The sequence below is a fragment of the Streptomyces sp. NPDC048353 genome (assembly GCF_055587165.1).
Map to the genome: position 1 here is coordinate 1 of NZ_JBVJGU010000011.1, position 19,095 is coordinate 19,095.

Genomic DNA, 19,095 nt, shown 5'->3' on the forward strand with positions numbered 1-19,095 from the left:
CGCACGTCCTGCCCTGCCCCGGATCCGGACGGCGCTCGCGCAACCGCGCCGAGGCAACGACGCTTGGAGTGATGCAGTCGCTCGCGACCTGGAGATCGAGCGCATCTGCCGTTCCCTCGTGGCGCGTCTGCGAGACCTCCCGGATCGTGCGCCGGCCGGGGAGGCATAGGCGCCGTCACGTCGGTGTGCAGGGCGCGAAGTCCAGAGGATGTCGGAGACCGATCAAGCCATCCCAGCCGGCGGCGTGGGTCTGGCCGAGGGCGAGGTGGTGGTAGCGGCAGCAGTCGAGGCGTGCTGCCCTGGGCCAGGCGGCGTACTGCCACCAGAGGAACGCCCTGACTCGTCGGCGGGGTCGTTGTGAGGGCGCGGGAGGTCGGCTGTCGTCAGCGGAGGCCTAGAACGCGATCCACTCCGCAGACGTGGTGACCTCCTTGAGGACGTCCGGCAGCGGTTCGATGCCGAGGCCCGGTCCGGTCGGGACGTCGAGGTGTCCGTCGGCGAGGACGAAGGGCTCCGTGATGTCGGTGGCGAAGTAGCGGTTCGAGCCGGAGGTGTCGCCGGGGAGGGTGAAGCCGGGTAGGGCCGCGAGGGCAACGTTGGCGGCGCGGCCGATGCCCGTCTCCAGCATGCCGCCGCACCAGACGGGGATGCCGTGGGCGCGGGCGATGTCGTGGATGCGGCGGGCTTCGAGGTAGCCGCCGACGCGGGCCGGCTTGATGTTGATGATCGAGCAGGCGCCGAGCGAGATGGCAGCGGCGGCGTCGGCGGCGGACTCGATGGACTCGTCCAGGCAGATCGGGGTACGCAGGCGCTTGGCGAGCTGGGCGTGCTGGACCATGTCGTCGTTGGCGAGGGGCTGTTCGATCAGCAGGAGGCCGAAGTCGTCGAGCTTGGCGAGCTGCTGGGCGTCGACGAGGGTGTACGCGGCATTGGCGTCGACCTGGAGGAGGAGGTCGTCGCCGAAGCGCTCGCGGACGGCGCGGACGGGCTCGACGTCCCAGCCGGGCTCGATCTTCAGCTTGATCCGGACGTAGCCCTCGGAGACGTACCCCTCGACGGCGTCCAGGAGCTCCGGTATCGAGTCCATGATGCCGACGGAGACGCCGCAGGGGACGCGGTCGCGTGACGCGCCCAGGTAGGTGCCGAAGGACTCGCCGGATGGGCGGAGTTGGGCGTCGAGGACGGCGGTCTCCAGGACCGACTTGGCCATGTGGTGGCCGGTGAAGGGTTCCAGGGCTCGGCCGACGGTGGCCGCGTCCACGCCGTCCTTCGGCAGGGCCGGGATGAGGAAGCGGCGCAGGACGTCCTGGGCGCCGTCGACGTACTCGGAGCAGTAGCGGGGCTCCGACATGGCCGCGCATTCCGCCCAGCCTTCCGTGCCGTCGGAGGTGACGACGCGGACGAGGAGGACGTCGCGGCTGGTCTCGACGCCGAAGGAGGTGCGGAACGGGGCGACGAGCGGCATCGCGATGCGGCGCAGTTCGACGCCGGAGATCGTGGTCTTCATGTGCGGGTGGCTCCTCGTGGGGTGTTCAGGCGGTGGGGCCGGCGGTGCGGTGGATGACGTAGCTGCGCCGGTCGTGGAATCCGGCCACGCGGGCTCCCTCGCCGAGCAGGCCGCCCAGGGTGTGCCGGACGGCCAGACGCCAGTCCCGGGCGGCGCCCGGGTCCGTACGGCGCAGGGACTCGATGTCGTCGGGAAGGTCGATGAGGACGGTGGCGGCGTCGGTCGGGCCGATCACGGGGCGGCCGTCGTGATCGCGGATGCCGTGGGCCACGTCGGAGGGCAGCTCGAACGCGTACGGCCCGCCGGGCGCGGTCAGGTCCCAGGCGGTCAGGACGCGGTCGGACTCGTCGCCGCCGTTGATGGCGTCGTCCATGGCGCCGTAGAACGACGGCAGGTACTCCTCAGGGCGGGCGCCGAGTTTGACGAGGTTGAAGTAGGCGTTGCGGCGGATCAGCGGGTCGTAGGTCCAGGTGATGCGCTTGATTCCGCGCGCGAGGGCCCACCCGCGCTGGTGCAGTTTCAGGGCGAGGCCGATACCGCGTCCCATGGCGGTGCCGGTGATGTGGGAGTGCAGGGTGGTGCCGATGGGGTCGCCGAAGAAGGCGACGGACGCGCCGACCAGTCGGCCCTGCTCGTAGGCGCCGGCGACGTAGTTGCCCGCGTGGGACAGGGCGCGCATGATTTCGGCGGAGACGGGCGAGCTGTCGGCGTCGGTGCCCCAGATGTCGGCGTAGAGGCGGCTGGCGGTGTCGAGGTCCTCCATGGTGTGGAGTTCCCTGAGGTCGAGTGCGTTCACTGCATCGCTCCGACGAGTGCGGCCAGGAGTCGGGCGCGGTCCGGCATGGTGGTGGTGACGACGTGTTCGTGGTCGGCGTGGGCGCCGTCGCCGACGGCGCCGAGGCCGTCGAGGGTGGGGCAGCCGACTCCGGCGGTGTAGTTGCCGTCGGAGGCGCCGCCGACGGCTGCCTGCCGCAGGGGTTCGAGGCCGAGGCGTCGGGCGATGTCGTCGGCCAGTGCGAAGAGCTTGTGGGAGGCGGCCGGGGCCAGGGGCGGGCGGTTGGGGCCTCCGGTGATCCGCAGGCGCGCCTCGGGATCCTGCGGCTGCAGGGTCCTGATGAGCTGGTCGACGGCTTCCTGGGCCGCTGCCGTGGGGATGCGTACGTCCACGCTGAGTTCGGCGCGGGCGGGCACGGTGTTGTTCGTGGTGCCCGCCGACATCACGGTGGGGGTGACGGTCGTCCCGGGGCCGGTCTCCGCGGTCACCGTGTCGGCGATCCGGCTCAGGGTGAGGACTTGGTGGGCGAGTTCGGTCGCCGCGTTGACGCCCTTCTCGGGTTCCAGCCCGGAATGGGCGGCGCGGCCGAGGACGGTGATGTCGTACAGGGACACGCCCTTGCGACCGGTCTTGAGCACGCCCCCGGGGGCGGACGGCTCCAGGACGAGGGTGGCCGCGCACTGCCGTGCCAGATCCTCGATGAGGTGGCGGGAGGTCTCCGAGCCCACCTCCTCGTCGCCCGTGACCAGGACGCACACACCGTCGAGGGAGGGCAGGGAGGCCAGGGCGTGGAACATCTGGACCAGGCCGGCCTTCATGTCGAAGACGCCCGGGCCGCGGGCGATGCCCTGCTCCACCGACCAGGGGTGGGTCGTGAGCGAGCCGATCGGCCAGACGGTGTCGTGGTGCCCCAGGAGCAGGATGCGCGGGGCGCCGAAGGTCCACTGGACGTGGGTGACGCCGTCGACGACCAGCGTCTCCGGGCGGGCGCCGAGCAACCGGCTGCCCAGGTCGGCGACCACCTGTGCGCTACGGGCGACGGCGGCGTGGTCGGCGGAGTACGACTCGCAGGTCACGAGTGTCTCGAGGTCGGCGAGCATGGCGTCGAGGTCGAACGCGCCGTCCGCTCGCGGTGGACGGGGTTCTTGGTCAACCGGCACGGTGGGTCCTCCAGATCGGGATGACCATCACGCTAGGCAGGCTGGACGCGGCCCGGTTGGTGCCGTGGTGACAACCTCGGCCTCGGATTCGTACGAGGGACCGAACAGCCGGTGCCCGGCGGGTCGCACGACCGGCCGGACACCGTTCCAGGGACAGGTCACCCCAGGTCAGCCCATGTGCTTGGCCATGAGCTGCCGCATGTTGCCGCCGAGGATCTTCAGGATGTCCGCTTCCGGCAGACCCCTGCGGACCAGCGCCTCGGTCACCAGCGGCATGCCCGCCGGGCCCTCAAGTCCGGGGAAGTCGAACATGGGGTCCTCGTCGTCGAGGTTCTCGCAGCAGGGTGGCGTGACGTCCGCCATGACCTCGCGTACGAAGTCGGAGCCGAGGCCGACGTGGTCGATCCCGGCGACGGAGACGATGTGCTCGATGTGGTCGACGATCCGGTCGGTGCTCACCTTCGCCTGGTCGTCGGTGAGGAAGTCCGGTACGAAGTTCACGCACACCACTCCCCCGGTGGCGGCGACGCCCCGGATCTGGTCGTCGGTGAGGTTGCGGTGGTGGTCGCGCAGGGCGCGGGCGCACGAGTGGGTGGCGATGAGCGGCCGGGTGGCCAGTTCCAGGACGTGCGCGACACCGCTCGCCGACAGGTGAGAGATGTCGAAGAGCATCCCGAGGCGTTCCATCTCGCGCAGCGCCTCGACGCCGGGTGCGGTCAGCCGGCTGCCGGTGGCGTCCTCGCGGCTGCCGTCGGCGAGCGGGGTGCGTCCCCAGTGGGCGATCGAGGCGATCCGTACGCCCAGCCGGAAGAGGGTGGGGAAGAGTTCGACGGAGGCATCGATGCAGGGGGCGCTCTCCAGGGCGAGGACGAGGGCGATCTTCCCCTCGGCGAGGACCGCGTCGATGTCGGCGCCGTTCAGGCACAGGGCGACCTGGTCGGCGTTGGCCTCGGCGAGGACGTGGGCGCACTCGATCATGCGGAGGGTCTGCCGGAGCGCGCCCTCCGGTCGGTACTGGTCGTCGATGAACACGGGCAGGACCTGGATGTCGATGCCGCCCTCGCGCAGTTGCGGCAGCCAGCGTTCGCGGAAGAAGGAGCCCCAGCGCTTCGGGGGGCGTGCGGCGACGGCCATGAGGAGGTCGTTGTGAGCGTCGGCGACGACGGCACGGTGGTGGAGGTCGTGAACCACGGCGGTCCTTTCGGGCGGTGAGGAGGCGTCCGGCGGCCCTGGAAGGGGTGTGGGGCCGCCGGACGCTCGGGAGGAGGAGCGAGTGGCTCAGGCGCGGGCCAGGCGCGGGACCGCGTCGAGGAGGCTGCGGGTGTACGCGTCTCGGGGCGCGCCGATCACGTCCTCGACGGGGCCGGACTCCACGAGCCGGCCGTGGTGCATGACGGCGACGGCGTCGCAGACGTACCGCACGACGGCGAGGTTGTGCGAGATGAAGAGCATGGTCAGGCCGAGTTCGCCGCGCAGGTCGCGCAGCAGGTTGAGGACGGCGCCCTGGACGGAGACGTCGAGGGCGGAGGTGATCTCGTCGGCGATGAGGAGTTCCGGCTCGGCGGCGAGGGCGCGGGCGATGGCGACGCGCTGACGCTGGCCGCCGGAGAGCTCGCGCGGGTACTTGCCGGCGTACGCAGCGGGGAGGGAGACCAGTTCGAGGAGCCGTCCGACCTCCGCCGCCCGCTGGGCGCGGGCAACGCGGGCGCCCTCGGCGATGGCGTCGCCGATGCTCATGCGCGGGTTGAGCGAGGAGTACGGGTCCTGGAACACCATCTGGACGCGGCCGCGGGCGACCCCGGAGACGGTTCCGCTGTACGGGGTCAGGCCGGCCACGGCGCGAGCGAGGGTGGACTTCCCGGAGCCGGACTCCCCCACGAGCCCGGTGGCGGAGCCCTTCGGCACCTCCAGGCTGACGCGATCGACGGCGGTGAAGGAGCCGAAACGGACGGTGAGTTCGCTGATGTTCACAGGACCTCCCAGCAGGCCACGGAGTGTGTCTCCGTACGGGCGAGCAGCTTGGGGCGGATGGCGCAGCGGGCGGTGACGAACGCGCACCGGTCGGCGAAGGCGCAGCCGTCGCCGATGTCGCCGGGCGCTGGCTGGCGGCCGGGGATGGTGGTGAGGGGCCCCGAGCGGTCGGTGTCCATGTCGGGGAGCGAGCCGACGAGGGCGCGCGTGTAGGGGTGGCGGGCGTAGTGGAGGCCGTCGGCGGGGAGTTCCTCGACGATGCGGCCCGCGTACATGACGGCGATCCGGTCGCACAGTTCGCTGACGACGGCGATGTCGTGGGAGATGAACAGGGCGCCGGCCTGCGTCTCGTCGACCGCTTCGCCCAGGACCCGCAGGACCTCGCGCTGGACGGTGACGTCGAGGGCGGTGGTGGGCTCGTCCGCGATGATCAGGCGGGGCATGTTCATCAGGCCCATGGCGATGACGGCGCGCTGGCGCATGCCGCCGGACAGCTCGTGTGGGTAGCGCTTGGCGACGTCGGCGGGGTGCCTTATGCGGACCCGGTCGAGGCGTTCCACGGCGCGGGCCCGAGCCTCGGTGCGGGTGGCGCCGTCGTGCAGGGTGGCCACTTCGGCGAGCTGGCCGCCGACGCGGAGGGCGGGGTTGAGGGAGGAGGTGGGGTCCTGGAAGACCATGGCGAGCGACGATCCGAGCAGCTTGCGGCGCTCGGAGTCGGTCAGGCCGTCGAGGTCGACCCCGCCGAGCCGCAAGCGAGCGCTGCCGGCGAGGCCGGGGTAGGGCACGATCTGGCCGATGGCCGCGGCCGTCATGCTCTTGCCGCTGCCCGACTCGCCGACGAGGCCGACGATCTCCCCGGCGCGGACGGTCAGCGACACCTGCCGTACGGGGGTGATGCCGCCGGGGAAGGCGACGGTCAGGTCCCGTACCTCCAGGACGGCGTCCGGCACGGGCTCGTCCCGCGCGGGGACCACCACGGGGGCGACGGGCTTGCCGACCGGTTCGCGGGTGTGGGCGGCCGCCTTGGCGAAGGTGTCGCCGAGCAGCATGAAGCCGAGGCCGGAGAGGCTGACGGCGAGCGCGGGGGCGACGACGACGGACGGGGTGACGTAGACGTGCCCGAAGGCTTCGTTGAGCAGCCGGCCCCAGTCGTACGAGGGTGCCTGGACGCCCATGCCGAGGAAGGACATCGCGGACAGGCCGAGCAGGGCGCCGCCCATGGCCTGGGCGGTGTTGAGGATGAGCGGTTCGGCGATGTTGGGAAGGATGTGGCGGGTGAGGATGCGGTGGCGGGGCACGCGCAGCATGCGGGCCGCGGCGATGTAGTCGGATCCGGCGACGGACGCGGTCATGGTGTGGGTGAGCCGGGCGAAGGTCGGTGCGAGGGCGACGCCGATGCCGAGGACGGCGCCCTGGGCGCCGAGGCCGGCGATGACTGCGGTGAACATGGCGAGCAGCAGGGCGGGGAAGGCCACCAGCAGGTCGACCGTGGCGATGACCGCTCGGCCCGCGCGCCGGGGCAGGATCTGCGGCAGGGTGCCGAGCAGGATGCCGGTGACGGTGCCGATCAGGGTGGCCATGAAGGCGAGGCCCAGGGTCAGCCGGGTGGCGACCAGGGTCCGGGCGAGCAGGTCACGGCCGAGGGCGTCGGTGCCGAGCAGGTGCGAGGCGGAGGCTCCCTGGCTGATCTCCTTCGGGTTCATCCGGGTCGCGGCGTCCTCCCAGATCGGCGGGCCGACGATGGCGAGGAGAACCATGAGGGCGACGAGTGCGGCGCCCAGCAGACCGGCGGGGTTTCTCAGCAGACGGCTCATCAGCCCTCCCTGCGGGTGGAGGCGGACAGGGACGACTTGGGGTCGAGGACCCCGAGCAGGATGTCGACGAGGAAGTTGACGACGAGGACGAGCGCGCCGTAGACGAGGATCATCGCCTGCGCCACGGGGTAGTCCTTCTGAGTGATGGCCTCGACCGTACGCAGGCCGAGACCGGGCCAGGCGAACACGTTCTCGACCAGAACGCTGCCGGTGATCAGCCCGCTGAGCAGCAGGCCGCCCATGGTCAGGGTCGCGGTGAGGGTGTTGGGCAGCAGGTGGACGGCGTACAGCCGCCAGGCGGGCAGCCGCTTGGCGTGGGCCAGGCGCATGTAGTCGGTGTCGAGTTCGCGCAGGGTCTCCACGCGCGCCAGGCGGGCGATCATCGCCGCCGGGGCGATGGCGAGAGCCGTGACCGGCAGCACGAAGGAGGCGGGCCCGGTGAGGCCGGCCGGCGGGAACAGGCCGAGTCCCAGGGAGAGGACGAGCAGCAGCGCCAGACCGTAGAGGTACTCGGGGATGGCGACGGCGGCACCGGTGAGGGTGGTGAACGCGTTCTCGGTGCCGCGCCGGCGTCCGTTGTGGGTGCGGACGGCGGCCCACAGTCCCAGCGGTACGGCCACGGCCAGAGCGGTGAGGGTGGCGAGGAGAGCGAGGGCCAGGGTGTTGGGGAGGCCCTGCCCGATGATGTCGGCCACCGGCTGGGAGCTGAAGAAGGAGGTGCCGAGATCACCGGAGAGCAGCTGCCGCACATAGTCCGTGAACTGGGTGACGAGCGGCTCGTCGAGCCCGAGTTCGCTCCTGCGCTGGGCGACGAGTTCCTTGGGCGCGGTCGGGCCGAGCATCTGGCGCAGCGGGTCGCCGGGGATGAGGTGGATCATCGCGAACGAGGCGACGACGAGCACGGCGAGGGAACCGGCCAGGCGGAGCAGCTGCCGAGCGAAGAAGCGCGGCGTCAGTCGCCGGGGGCGGCGCGGCGACGCGCCAGTGGCGGTGGGGGCTTCGTGCGGGGTGAGCACGTCGGGCGGGGTGGCGGAGGTGGTCACTTCTGTCCTCCCGTCATCCGGATCGAGGTCGGGTCGAAGAGGCCCGACGTGATGCGGAAGGTGGCGTTGTGGGCGGCGATCGTGACGGTCTTGTCGACGACGGGAACGATGTCCGCACTGTCGAGGAGCGCGTGCTCCGACCTCTCCCACAGGACGCAGCCGGCGGCGCCGGGGAGCCTGCTCGCCTCGGCGGTGAGCCGCTCGTAGGTCTTGTTGGTGAGGTGGGCGAAGTTGCCGCCGTCGGGGGTGAAGGGGCCGGACAGCGCGCCGAGCAGCTGGGTGGGCAGGGTGACTCCGAGCGGAGCCCAGTTCACGTCCCAGTCCTGGGTGACCGCTTCCACCTCGCCGTACGCGGCGTCGGACACCGCCCGCAGCCGTACGTCGACGCCGACCTTCTTCCACGACTCGGCCAGGTACTCGGCCGCGGCGGCCATCGTCTCGCCCGACGAGGTGCCGTAGATCATGCGCAGGGTGAGCCGTTTCCCTTCCTTCATGCGGAAGCCGTCGGGGCCGCGGCGCCACCCCGCGGCGTGGAGCGCCGATCCGGCCGCGTACGGGTCGAAGGTGGGCAGGTGGCCGGCGATGGTATCGCCAGGGCAAGGCTTCGGTTCCATGACCAGCCCGGTGGGGGTGCGGCCGGTCCCGCCGGTGGCGATTGCTCCGAGCGATTCGAAGTCGACGGCCTGGAGCAGGGCCTTGCGGACGGCCGGGTCGCTTCCCGGGTGGCCCTTGCCCTGGTGGAAGAAGAACTCCTGGGTGCCGTTGGCCTGGTCGGTGGTGGTCACCCCGGGGATGTTCGTGACGCGGGCGCGGTCGGGGCCGGCGAGCTGGGCGCCGTTCAGCTGGTGCGAGAGCAGCAGGTTGGCGGTGGTCGCCTCGCTGCCGACGACCTTGAGCACGACGGAACCGGGCATGGTGGCGTCGGCGGTGGTCGCCCCGCCCGGTCCCCAGGCGTAGTCGTCGCGCTTGGCGAAGGTGTAGCTCTGGTTCGGCTCGGCGGAGGTGAGCCGGAAGGGGCCCGACCCGGAGGTGCCGGTCTGCAACAGCGCGCGGTCCTTGAGGCCGGCTCCGCAGACGATGAACAGGTAGCGGGTGCTCTGCAGGGTGAAGGCGAACGGCTCCGGCGTGGAGAGCGTCACCGTGCGGGCGCTGTCGTCCGCCTTCGCGGTGAGGCCCTCGGGGACCACGACGCCGTACGCGGGCGACTTGGTGGCCGGATCGGTGATGTGGGCGACGTTCGCGGCGACGGTGCTCGCGGTCACGGGGCTGCCGTCGGCGCAGGTGACACCACGGCGCAGGGTGAAGGAGACGGAGGCGGGCTTGACCTCCCACTTCTCGGCGAGTCCGGAGACGATCCGGCCGTCAGGCCCGGCGTGCACCAGGGTGTCGTACGCGAGCGACAGCGCGGTGTACGTGGTGGTGTTCTGCACCTGCGCGGGGTCGAGCAGTCCGGGGTCGCTCTTGATCGCGAAGCTGAAGGCATCACCGCCGGACGATCCGGCCGGAACGACGCTGCCACAGCCGGCCGCCAGCAGGGACACCGCCAGACAGGCGGACAGCGCCTTGGCCGGCTTCATCGAGGGCGTCGGGGGCTTCATAGGGGGACTCCTTGGGGCGGGAGAGTTGCCCCACAGTCGCGGCTGGTGGCCGGAATTGATTCAGTCGGGGCGACGAAAGCCGCCGGGCCTGTTGGGTGGTGGATCCCAAGCCGGGCGACTGCCTCGAAGACACGTGCGCCCCGGACCGCGACGGAAGCGGTCCGGGGCGTGGGAGGTCCGTACGGAGCGGCGGACGGCACGGGTGGCTCGTTCACGTCCGGCTACGGAGATGGTCGACGGCGATCCTGGCGGCGCGGCCGATCGCACGGTCCGCGAGGGGCTGCCGGGTGGCCGCGGTCGAGGTCCGCAGGAAGACGCCCACGGCGTACCGCTTGCCGTCGGGGTACGAGATCACGCCGGCCTCGTTGCGTACGGCGAAGTCAGTGCCGGTCTTCCCGGCGATCCGGACGCTCGGTTCGGGGAAGCCGGAGACCAGCCGGTGCTGCCACACCTGTTGGCCCATGATGTCTCGGACCTCGGCGCAGGCGCTCGCCGGACCGGCCTGGTCGCGCCAGATGGCGGCGAGGAGAGCGGTCACTTCGCGGGGCGTGCTCGATGGACTGCTACCGGGGGCGCAGGCGCGGAGGGCAAGGAGCCGCTCGTCGGGGACGTCGGCCAGTTGCTCGTCGAGGGAGCGGTCCGGCGCGAGGCCGAGTTCACGGCGGATGTCGTCGTCCAGGGCGGCGCAGGAGGAGAAGCCGAAGTCGGGGAAGCCGAGTTCGTCGAGGGTGGCGCGGACCCGGTCGGGGCCGACGACGTCCAGGAGCAGGTCGGTCGCGGCGTTGTCGCTGATCGTCATCATCATGAAGGCGAGGTCGCGGACGCTCATCTCGACGTCGTACGCACAGCCGTCCGTACCGCTGCCGCCGGCCCGGTACGCGGCCGTGACCGTGTGACGCCGGGCCGGGTCGAGGTCCCCGGCCGCCACCTGGCGGGCGTACTCGAGGACGATGGGGATCTTGAAGACGGAGGCGAGCACGACCTGGGTGTCGGCGCCGTGGCCGAACTCCGCGCCCGTTTCGAGGTCCCGGGCGTGGACGTACCCTTCGACACCGGCCTGGGTGAAGGCGGACGAGAGCAGGGTGCGGGTCTGATCGGCCCCGGCCGACCGCGCTGCGGCTGTGGTCATGTCGTCTCCTCGGTTGTTGTGGCGGCGGCTGGTGCCCGGCGCAGGTAGTCGACGGCGGTCCGTGCGGCACGGCCGATCGCGGAGTCGGCGGCCGGATTGCGGCCGCCGAGGGCGGGGGTGCGCAAGAAGACCGCGACGGCGTAGCGGCCGCCGTCGGGGTACTCGACGACGGCTGCTTCGTTGAGGACGCCCCACAGGGAGCCGTTCTTGGCCGCGACACGGACGTCGCCGTCGAAAGCCGCGATGAGGCGGTGGGTGGAGAGCTGATGGCTCATGAGTTCGCGGACCTCGGCGCAGGCTTCGGCGGGACCGGCGCGGTCCCGCCAGATCGCCGTGAGCAGGGAGGTGATCTCCCGGGGTGTGCTGGACGCGGAGCGGGTGGGGTCGAGCATGGCGAGGCCCCTGATCCGGTCCTCGCTCACCTGGTCCAGCTGGGCGTCGATGTCGCCGTCCGGGTCGAGGCCGAGTTCTGCCCAGACCGGCTCCCACAGGTCGCGGTAGCGCCCGACCGGCAGGTTCGGGCAGCCGAGTGCGGCGGCCACGGCGCGTACCCGGTCTGTGCCGAGGATCTCCATGAGCTTGTCGGTGGCCGCGTTGTCGCTCATGGAGAGCATGAAGAACGCGAGGTCGCGGGTGCTCATGGTGACGTCGTGCAGACAGCTGTCGGTGCCGATGCCGCCGCCTTCGCGGTTGGCGGCGGTGATGGTGTGACGGGCGGCCCGGTCGAGGGCTCCGGCCGCCACCTCGCGGGCGTACGCGACTGCGACGGCGATCTTGCGGATTGAAGCGACGATGACGGGAGCGTCGGCACGGAGGGCGACCTCGCGAGCATCGCCGTCACCGTCGATGTCGCGGGCGTGGACGAAGCCCTCGACTCCGGCTTCGTCGAAAAGCGCCTGGAGGCGAGCGGTCACCTCGTCAGCGGCGAAGGATGGTGCCATGGGGTTCCAATCGCGCGTGGGTCAACTGATCTTCGGGGTGGCGCGGCCGCTGTAGTGGAGGTACGAGAGGCCGTCGGGGCGCTGCTCGAACACCACGGCGTCCCAGATCGAGTCCCCTTCACCGCGGCCGACGAAGGTCGTCGCGTCGACGGCGACGAGGTCGAGGGTGCGGGACCGGGCGAGGCCCACGAGGATGCCGGTCGGCTCGGTGCGCAGGCGCAGCCCGGCCTCGTGCGCGGTCACGTGGATCCGGCTGCCGGCGCGCTCGTACACGCCGGTGAAGGGGGCGACGTCGAACTGGACGGGCTGCTCGGGCGGGGCGATGGGGGCGGGGACGTCGATCGCGTGCAGTTCCCGGAGGAGCTCGGTGGCGAGCCGGTGCTGGAACTCGACGCTCCGGCCGCCGTTGATCAGCGCGGCGACGACCGTCCCGAGTTCGGGCAGCACCCAGAGGGCGGCGTGCTGGCCGATGGTGTCGCCGGTGTGGGAGACGACCTGGTGGCCGTCCCATTCGTCCAGGCTCCAGCCGATGCCCCACTGCCGTCCCCCGGCATGCGGATTGGGCAGGTCGACCTGCGCCCGGCGCAGTGCGGCCGGGTCCGCGAGGAGCGCGCCCGGGGTGAGGTGGGCGCGGCCGAAGGCGACCACGTCGGCGGCCCGCGCGCAGATCAGCCCGGCGGGACCGACGGACCGGGGCAGTCCCCACTGCGGCACCACGGCGCCCTGCTCGTCGTGGCCGACGGCGGCACCGAAGCGCAGGACATCCTCGGGCAGCGTCCAGGTGTGGGTCAGTCCCAGCGGCTCGCAGATCTGCTCCCGCAGTGCCTGGTCCCAGACCGTGCCGGTGAGCCGCTCGACGACCCGGCCGGCGATGACGAATCCGGAGTTGCAGTACGAGTGGGAGTCCCCGACGGGGAAGGTCTGCTCCAGGTCGGCGCACGCCTCGACGTAGCGCCGCAGGCAGTCGTCGCCACGTCCGGTGTCCAGGAACAGGTCGCCGTCGATGCCCGAGGTGTGAGTGAGCAGATGACGCAGGGTGATGGCGGCCGTCGCTTTCCGGTCCAGAACCCGGAACTCCGGCAGGATCTCCACGACAGGGGTGTCCAGGGTGACGCGGCCGTCTTCGACCAGGAGCATCAGCTGGGTCGCGGTCCACACCTTGGTGACCGAACCGATCTGGAAGAGCGAGTCGGTGCGGACGGGCGCCCCGGTGGCGGTGTTCAGGACGCCGGAGGCGCACTCGTACACCTCACCGTCATACCAGAACGCGACGCTCGCGCCGGGGACCTCGGCGTCGGCGGCCAGCGCCGCCAGGCGACGCGCCCAGTGCTCGATGTCGGCCTTCACGCACGTCCTCCGGGTGGCTCGATGCGGCTCCTTGAACTTGGCGGGAATCGTACGTGCGGAGCACCCCCGAACGGTTCGTCCTCGGATACGAAGATGCAGGTCGGAGCTTGGTCCTGCGGACGACGCCGGGGGCGGTGGGCCTTCCTAGGGTGGCGGACACCCAACGTACGAGGATATGAGGAGACGAGACGACGATGCCTCTGATCGACCGCGACGACTGCGCCCTGGTGATCATCGATGTGCAGACCGATTTCTATCCGCCCAAGCGGCTGGACGTGGACCGGCAGCGGTTCCACGACATGGTGCGGCGCATCGCCTGGATCACGTCCGTGGCCGACCGCCTGGGCATCCCGGTCGTGGTGACCGAGGAGGATCCCGACACCAGCGGCCACACCGTGCTGGAGATCCGCGAGGTGCTGCCGGCCAAGGCGGTCACCCTGCCGAAGAACGCCTTCGCCGTGTGGGACAACCCCGACATCGCCGCCGCCATCGAGGCCACCGGCCGTACGACCATGATCCTCGTCGGCATCGAGACCGACATCTGCGTGGCCCACTCGGCGATCCAGCTGCACCACGCCGGCAAGCGCGTCGTGGTCGTGGACGACGCCGCCTACTCCCCCGGCCAAGCCCACGAGCGCGGCCTGCGGCGCCTTGCGGGCCGGGGCATCGAGACGCTGTCGACGAAGGAGCTGTTCTACGACTGGGTGCGCACCATCCAGGACGCTGACGCCTTCCACGACACCCACAAGGACCTGACGGTCCCGGCGGGCGTCCGCCTCTGACTCCGAACGGGGCGGCTCTCAGTCGAGCCGGGCGGCGGGGCCCGTTTCGGTCTCGCCGCCGTTCTGCGTCTGCCCCGGGCCCAACAGGCGCAGCTGCAGCATCGCGGCGAACCTCGCCGCCGGATCCTGAAGGTCGATCTCGCCCACCTCGGACACCCTGCGGATCCGGTAGCGGAAGGTATTGGGGTGGACGAACACGCTCGCGGAGGCGGTGATCACGTCGCCGAAGGTGTCCAGCCACGCCCGCAGGGTCTCGACCAGGTGGGCGTTGTGCTTGGCGTCGTACGCCATGAGGCGAGCGAGGGGCCCCGAGAGCTCGTCGCGGTTGGCGACGGCCAGGTCCCGCATCTCGATCAGCAGGGCATCGACGTACACATCGGCGATGGAGGCGGCACGCTTCCCGGTCTGTCCGGTGAACAGCACGCGCAGCGCCCGGTCAGCATTGGCGCGTGAGCGCGGAAGCGCGGCGGGCTCCTCGGCGACCGAGCCGATCCCGATCACGGCGCCGGCCCGTTCGCCCGTGCGCGCCAGGAAGTTCGAGGCCACCTGCAGGGCACGCTCGCGGGCGTGGGCGGTGTCGCCCGTGACTGGGAAGAGCCCGTAGGCCACGTCGCCGAGCAGGGCCACGGCGGAACGCGGCTGTACGGCGGTGAGGTGGACGGCCAGGGCGGAGGCCAGGCGCTGGCGCTCGGCCGTGACGTGGGCGTGGTCCTCGCCCCTCTCGGGAGCGAGGCCCATGGCCATGACCAGGGTCGGTTCGTCGACGAGCCCGAGCCGGCCGAGCGCCTCGACCGCCCCGGCCCCGCCGTCCAGCGCGGTCGTGACGAGGTCGGCGCGCAGCCGGTTCTCGGCGTCGGTACCCGCCCGGAAGCGAAGCATGTGGAGGGCCACAAGCTTCGCCGCCTCCAGGAACGCCTGCTCCCGCTCCGGGGTGAGGGGCTTGCGCAGCGCCGCCCACACGGATCCGAGGAACTCGTCCCCGGCCCGGACCGCCACCGCCACCCGCGGCAATGCCACCTCGTCGCCGACAGTCGGCGCTGGGACGTGCACCAGGCCCTCACTGCGGTACAGCTCCTTGAAGACGCCGTGCTCCTCGTGGAGGCGCAGATAGCGCTCGGGCACCTGGCGGGCCAGGATGCTCTCCACCCGGGGGGCGTCCGCCTCGTCCTGCCGGCCGGAAAAGGCGAGGATGCGCGAGCGGCGGTCCTCGATGGTGACGGGGGCGTCGAGCAGGGTGGCGATGGCGTTGGCCAGGGCGAAGAGGTCCCCGGACGGCACGCCGCCGAGAGTCTGCTCCTCGCCCTCGCGAGCGTCGCCCACGTCTCCCTCGGCGAGCTGGGTGCGCAGCATCGCCGCCAGCTGCGACCAGGAGGCACCGCGGGTCAGGGCGAGCAGCGCGACACCGGTCTCGTTCACGACCGGTTCCAGCTCGTCGGCGTCGTCGACGGGGCCGCGGACGACCAAGGCGGTGGCGCCGAGCGCGGCGAGGTACCGCAGCAGCCGGCCGATCTCGTCCGCGCCGTGCACACCGACGCCGAGCACGATGGCATGCTCCGGATAGTGCTGCTCGTCGTACGGATCGTGGATCCCGACGCCGCCGATCTCGCCGGCGGCGTCGGGGTCGCCGTACAGCAGATCCAGGAGGGTGTGGCCGAAGTCCTCCAGCACCCGACTGAGGCTCCGGGCGGGGTGCGTCGACATGTGCCTGATCATCTCCGCAGGTTAGGACGTGCGCAGCCCTGCGATGTGGTGCGTACGGACGAGGGTACGTCAGCCTGTTCGTACCCCGGTACGAACGGCGTCGGCGGGCTGCCACAGGCGGGCGACGGCGGCTTCGGCGAGGGCGTCGGTCGAGTCGACCAGCGGGAGCACGCGAGCGGCCGCCTCGCTGATCAGCGGGATCTCGGTACAGGCGGCGATCACCGTCTGGGCACCTTGTTCCTTGAGGCTCTCGGCCGCTGCGGCGATCCAGCGCTCAGGCTCGGCCGGGTCCGCACCGCCCTTGACGGCACGGATGGCGGCGTCCACATACCGCCCCTGGACGGGGGTGGACACCTGGACTACGTCGAGCCCGAGCCGGGCGCCAGCCCGCTCGTAGAGCCCGGTCAGCCGCGTCCCCCGGGTCGCCAGGACGCCCACCCGCTCCAGCCCCGGTGTGCGGCGTGCCGCCGCCTCCAGCGCGGCCCTGATCATGTCGAGGACCTCGACACCGGTCGCCTTGGACAGCTGCTCGGCATAGGCGTGCGCGGTGTTGCACGGAACGGCGATGCAAGTCGCGCCCGCGCGCTGCAGCCAGCGGGCGCCCTCCACGAGGGCGGGGACGGGGGACGGCCCCTGTCCTAGCAACGCCGCCGTCCGGTCGGGGGCGGCGGGGTCGGCCCACATGGCGACGGGCAGATGCGCCTGGTCGGAGCCGGCCGGGGTGCGCTCGACGACCCGGCGGTAGAAGTCGGCCGTGGCGAGGGGCCCCATCCCGCCGAGGATGCCGAGGGTCGGGCGGGTGACGTGACGCATGCGGGGGCCTTTCGATCGTTCCCGCCGTCGTCCGCGGGGCCTCCCGTGATCGTGGTCCGCCGGAATGAGCCGCGTGTCGTCGCCCGCTCCACAAACCTCCGTCCGTTTTGGTACGGGGAACCGGACGGCTCCTCACTGGCAGGAGCATTTGGCCGCCCGGACGAAGTGGGCAGGTCAGAGCTGTGGTGGCGACCGAACTCCTCGACACGGACGGCGGGTTTCACTGACCACCGGCCCCGTCATGGCCTGCTGATCGTCAACACGAAGGTCCACCATGCACACGTACGACCCTGCCCTCACCGACCTCGTCGTCGCCGCACTGCGCGACCGCCTCCTCAACCGGCCCGCCCTGAACCAGCCGGGCGAGGCGGACAAGCTCGACCGGATCCTGGATCGCCACGCACTCCAGTGGTGCGTCATCGAGAGCACGTACGAATCGGGGTCGGCCAGCAAAGCAGCAGGTCAAAGGCCACATGGATCGCCATTCACAGCCCCTCGTGAGGGTCCGTGCGTCAAACGAGCGTCACTGGTCCTGGCGTCGGTCCCGGTCTCGGCACGTCGCATGTCTCACCAGCCGCACGTCCTACCCGAGGTCTGCCAGCAACGAGTCCAGAACAGCCTCCTCCTCTATACGCACACCGTGCTCAGCGAGGGCAGTCGCCAGATCCGGATCCCATGGCGACAGAGCCGACATCCCGGTCAGAGGCAGGGGAGCAGAACCGGCAGCGGCTACCGCCGCACGGTATTCCTCGGCTGTGTAGCGCCATGGCTGCCACGGCACGTGCTGGTGCAGCGTCGTGGCGATGCGCAGGCCGCCCCAGTCGAAGTCGCCGTGGTAGCGGAATTCGGCACGGAGCTCGTGGAGGTGCGCCAGGAGGGCCAGGGCGGCAGCCGACGGCTGGCCCTGGAGGCAGACCAGCGGAAGGGCGTCCGGGCCGTAGGTGTCGGCCGCGGCCGACAGAACGGCGGGATTCTCACAGATGTGGACCACCGGCGGCGTGGTCCGGGGCGGATGGTGCGCGAGCTGGCGAAGGGTGAGTACGCACGGCTCCCCCATGTCGGCCATCCAGTCCAAAGCGGGGGTCCCTCGGAGGTTGAGGGTGAGGACTGTGGAGGAAACGTCGTCACGGAGAAGGCCGGCGGAGGCCCAGGCTGCCCGCCGCCAGGCTGCGCCCGCGCCGTCCGGCTGTCCGGTGAGGGCACGGATGCCGGAGAGGCAGAGCGTCGCCGGGGGTGGGCCGTCGTCCAGTGCGTGGGCGCTGCCCAGGACGTCCGCGGCGAACACGGAGAGAGAGCGCGGCGGCTTGGCCGGCAGTTCCCGCAGGACGCGAGCCACCTGATCGAGCAGCGGCCGGGCGGCCTCAGGCGTACGGGCGAGACGCCGCACAAGGCCGTCTTCGCGTACCCGGCCGGCCCATTCCGCGAGGGACGGAACCTCTCCGGCGAGCCCGGTGAGCGGAGCGTAGGCCTCCGCCCAGGCCTGATCCTCACTCCGGCGGACCTCTTCGAGAGGGACGACGGGCCCGGTGAGCGTCGTCACGGCCGCCGTCAGGCCCCCGGGGCTGATACCCGATCTGACCAGTACGGCGTCCACGGCGTCGAGCCGGACCGTCAGTGCCCTGCCGCCGCCCGGGGCCCGGCCCAGCAGCCGCTCGGCCGCGGCCCGTTGGGCCGGGGTCGGCACGGCCAGGGAGACGGGTCCGGTGAGGGACTGTCCGCGCTCCAGCCGGCGGCGTACGCGCTCCAGCAGCCAGGCCAGATCGGGCCCGCCGAGGAGGCGACGCAGGCGGGCTTCGTCGACCGGAGGCCTGTTCACGTCCACAGGGGCTCCGGGTCCGGCGTGCGCACCGGGTCCTCGTGACGGGTACGAGCCGTGCCGTCCCATTCCCAGCGGGTGACCAGCACGGCGGCCACCTCGTCGACCCGGGACAGCTGGGCGATGGCGATGCCCGGTACCTGCGGATAGCAGGCCCATTCCCGTTCGCTGGTCATGACCACATCCAGGTCGAAGGCGTGCAGGAGGCCGAGGCACTTGGCGCGCGAGTCGTCGTCGACGCCCGCGAACGCCTCGTCCAGGGTGACGAGTCGTGGTGCGTACGGGCTGGCCGCGCTCGCGTAGTGCGAGGAGGCCGCGGCGAACAAGGGCACGGAGACCGCCAGGACGCGTTCGCCTCCGGACGCGGGACCGGTGGCAGGCACCCAGCGACCGTGCTGCTGCCGCTCGACGGCGAACTCGTGCCAGGAACGGTAGTCGAGCGCCGCCGTGAGGTGTTCCAGCCAGCTGCCGGCCGCGTCCTCGGTCTGCTGGCGGGCGATCTGTGTCTGCAGGAACTCCCCGACCGCGGCCCGGTCCTCGGGAGTCCAGGCGTCGGCGGTCTGGAGCAGTCGGCCACGGGCTTGGGCAAGGCCGGCAGGTGCCTTGCGGGAGGCCCGCCACACCAGGCGCAGGGTCATGCCGGTGGAGGTCGGACGGTCCTCCAGCTCGGCGTTCATGGCGAGGACTTGCCGTTCGGC

The 19,095-nt window shown here is 71.7% G+C and carries 16 protein-coding genes; 1 reads left to right on the forward strand and 15 read right to left on the reverse strand.

Annotation, left to right across the window (positions count from 1 at the left end; genetic code table 11):
* Positions 1-394: 394 nt before the first annotated feature.
* The 11 genes from menC to ACZ6RC_RS30505 all read right to left on the reverse strand — a co-directional run bounded on the left by menC (position 395) and on the right by ACZ6RC_RS30505 (position 13,285).
* Positions 395-1,507, reverse strand: coding sequence for an o-succinylbenzoate synthase (gene menC / locus ACZ6RC_RS30455; protein ID WP_469589292.1), 1,113 nt, complete (start codon positions 1,505-1,507; stop codon positions 395-397).
* Between the two features lie 25 nt (positions 1,508-1,532).
* Positions 1,533-2,303, reverse strand: a complete 771-nt coding sequence (locus tag ACZ6RC_RS30460; RefSeq protein WP_469589295.1) for a GNAT family N-acetyltransferase — start codon at positions 2,301-2,303, stop codon at positions 1,533-1,535.
* Positions 2,300-3,382: a M20 family metallopeptidase gene (locus ACZ6RC_RS30465; protein ID WP_469589604.1), complete on the reverse strand. Its 1,083-nt coding sequence runs from the start codon at positions 3,380-3,382 to the stop codon at positions 2,300-2,302. The genes ACZ6RC_RS30460 and ACZ6RC_RS30465 overlap by 4 nt, the downstream gene beginning before the upstream one ends.
* Before the next feature lie 228 nt (positions 3,383-3,610).
* Positions 3,611-4,633 (reverse strand): dipeptidase, encoded by a 1,023-nt coding sequence (locus ACZ6RC_RS30470; protein ID WP_469589297.1) that lies wholly within the window; start codon positions 4,631-4,633, stop codon positions 3,611-3,613.
* Between the two features lie 87 nt (positions 4,634-4,720).
* The gene (locus ACZ6RC_RS30475) at positions 4,721-5,413 is read right to left on the reverse strand and encodes an ABC transporter ATP-binding protein (RefSeq protein WP_469589300.1); all 693 of its coding nucleotides are present in this window, start codon (positions 5,411-5,413) and stop codon (positions 4,721-4,723) included.
* Positions 5,410-7,227, reverse strand: coding sequence for a dipeptide/oligopeptide/nickel ABC transporter permease/ATP-binding protein (locus ACZ6RC_RS30480; RefSeq protein WP_469589303.1), 1,818 nt, complete (start codon positions 7,225-7,227; stop codon positions 5,410-5,412). The genes ACZ6RC_RS30475 and ACZ6RC_RS30480 overlap by 4 nt, the downstream gene beginning before the upstream one ends.
* Positions 7,227-8,270: an ABC transporter permease gene (locus ACZ6RC_RS30485; RefSeq protein WP_469589306.1), complete on the reverse strand. Its 1,044-nt coding sequence runs from the start codon at positions 8,268-8,270 to the stop codon at positions 7,227-7,229. The genes ACZ6RC_RS30480 and ACZ6RC_RS30485 overlap by 1 nt, the downstream gene beginning before the upstream one ends.
* Positions 8,267-9,868 carry an ABC transporter substrate-binding protein gene (locus ACZ6RC_RS30490; protein ID WP_469589311.1) on the reverse strand — a complete coding sequence of 534 codons (1,602 nt, stop codon included), beginning with the start codon at positions 9,866-9,868 and terminating at the stop codon, positions 8,267-8,269. Before ACZ6RC_RS30490 ends, ACZ6RC_RS30485 begins: the two co-directional genes overlap by 4 nt.
* 211 nt (positions 9,869-10,079) lie before the next feature.
* Positions 10,080-10,997, reverse strand: coding sequence for a serine hydrolase (locus ACZ6RC_RS30495; RefSeq protein WP_469589313.1), 918 nt, complete (start codon positions 10,995-10,997; stop codon positions 10,080-10,082).
* The gene (locus ACZ6RC_RS30500; protein WP_469589316.1) at positions 10,994-11,938 is read right to left on the reverse strand and encodes a serine hydrolase; all 945 of its coding nucleotides are present in this window, start codon (positions 11,936-11,938) and stop codon (positions 10,994-10,996) included. Before ACZ6RC_RS30500 ends, ACZ6RC_RS30495 begins: the two co-directional genes overlap by 4 nt.
* A gap of 21 nt (positions 11,939-11,959) precedes the next feature.
* A complete protein-coding gene (locus ACZ6RC_RS30505) occupies positions 11,960-13,285 on the reverse strand; it encodes a serine hydrolase domain-containing protein (RefSeq protein ID WP_469589318.1) in 1,326 nt (441 codons plus the stop codon).
* Between the two features lie 194 nt (positions 13,286-13,479).
* Between ACZ6RC_RS30505 and ACZ6RC_RS30510 the strand changes: the two genes are divergently transcribed.
* Entirely contained in the window at positions 13,480-14,067 is a 588-nt protein-coding gene (locus ACZ6RC_RS30510) for an isochorismatase family protein (protein ID WP_469589321.1), read from the forward strand.
* 18 nt (positions 14,068-14,085) lie between these two features.
* On the opposite strand, the gene ACZ6RC_RS30515 is transcribed toward ACZ6RC_RS30510, so the two are convergent.
* The 4 genes from ACZ6RC_RS30515 to ACZ6RC_RS30530 all read right to left on the reverse strand — a co-directional run bounded on the left by ACZ6RC_RS30515 (position 14,086) and on the right by ACZ6RC_RS30530 (position 19,074).
* On the reverse strand, positions 14,086-15,768 hold the full coding sequence (locus tag ACZ6RC_RS30515; protein WP_469589324.1) for a PucR family transcriptional regulator: 1,683 nt from the start codon (positions 15,766-15,768) through the stop codon (positions 14,086-14,088).
* 69 nt (positions 15,769-15,837) lie between these two features.
* Positions 15,838-16,581 (reverse strand): cysteate racemase, encoded by a 744-nt coding sequence (gene cuyB / locus ACZ6RC_RS30520; RefSeq protein ID WP_469589327.1) that lies wholly within the window; start codon positions 16,579-16,581, stop codon positions 15,838-15,840.
* 583 nt (positions 16,582-17,164) lie between these two features.
* On the reverse strand, positions 17,165-18,397 hold the full coding sequence (locus ACZ6RC_RS30525) for a TIGR02679 family protein (protein WP_469589331.1): 1,233 nt from the start codon (positions 18,395-18,397) through the stop codon (positions 17,165-17,167).
* Positions 18,394-19,074 (reverse strand): SbcC/MukB-like Walker B domain-containing protein, encoded by a 681-nt coding sequence (locus tag ACZ6RC_RS30530; RefSeq protein WP_469589334.1) that lies wholly within the window; start codon positions 19,072-19,074, stop codon positions 18,394-18,396. The genes ACZ6RC_RS30525 and ACZ6RC_RS30530 overlap by 4 nt, the downstream gene beginning before the upstream one ends.
* Between the last annotated feature and the right edge of the window lie 21 nt (positions 19,075-19,095).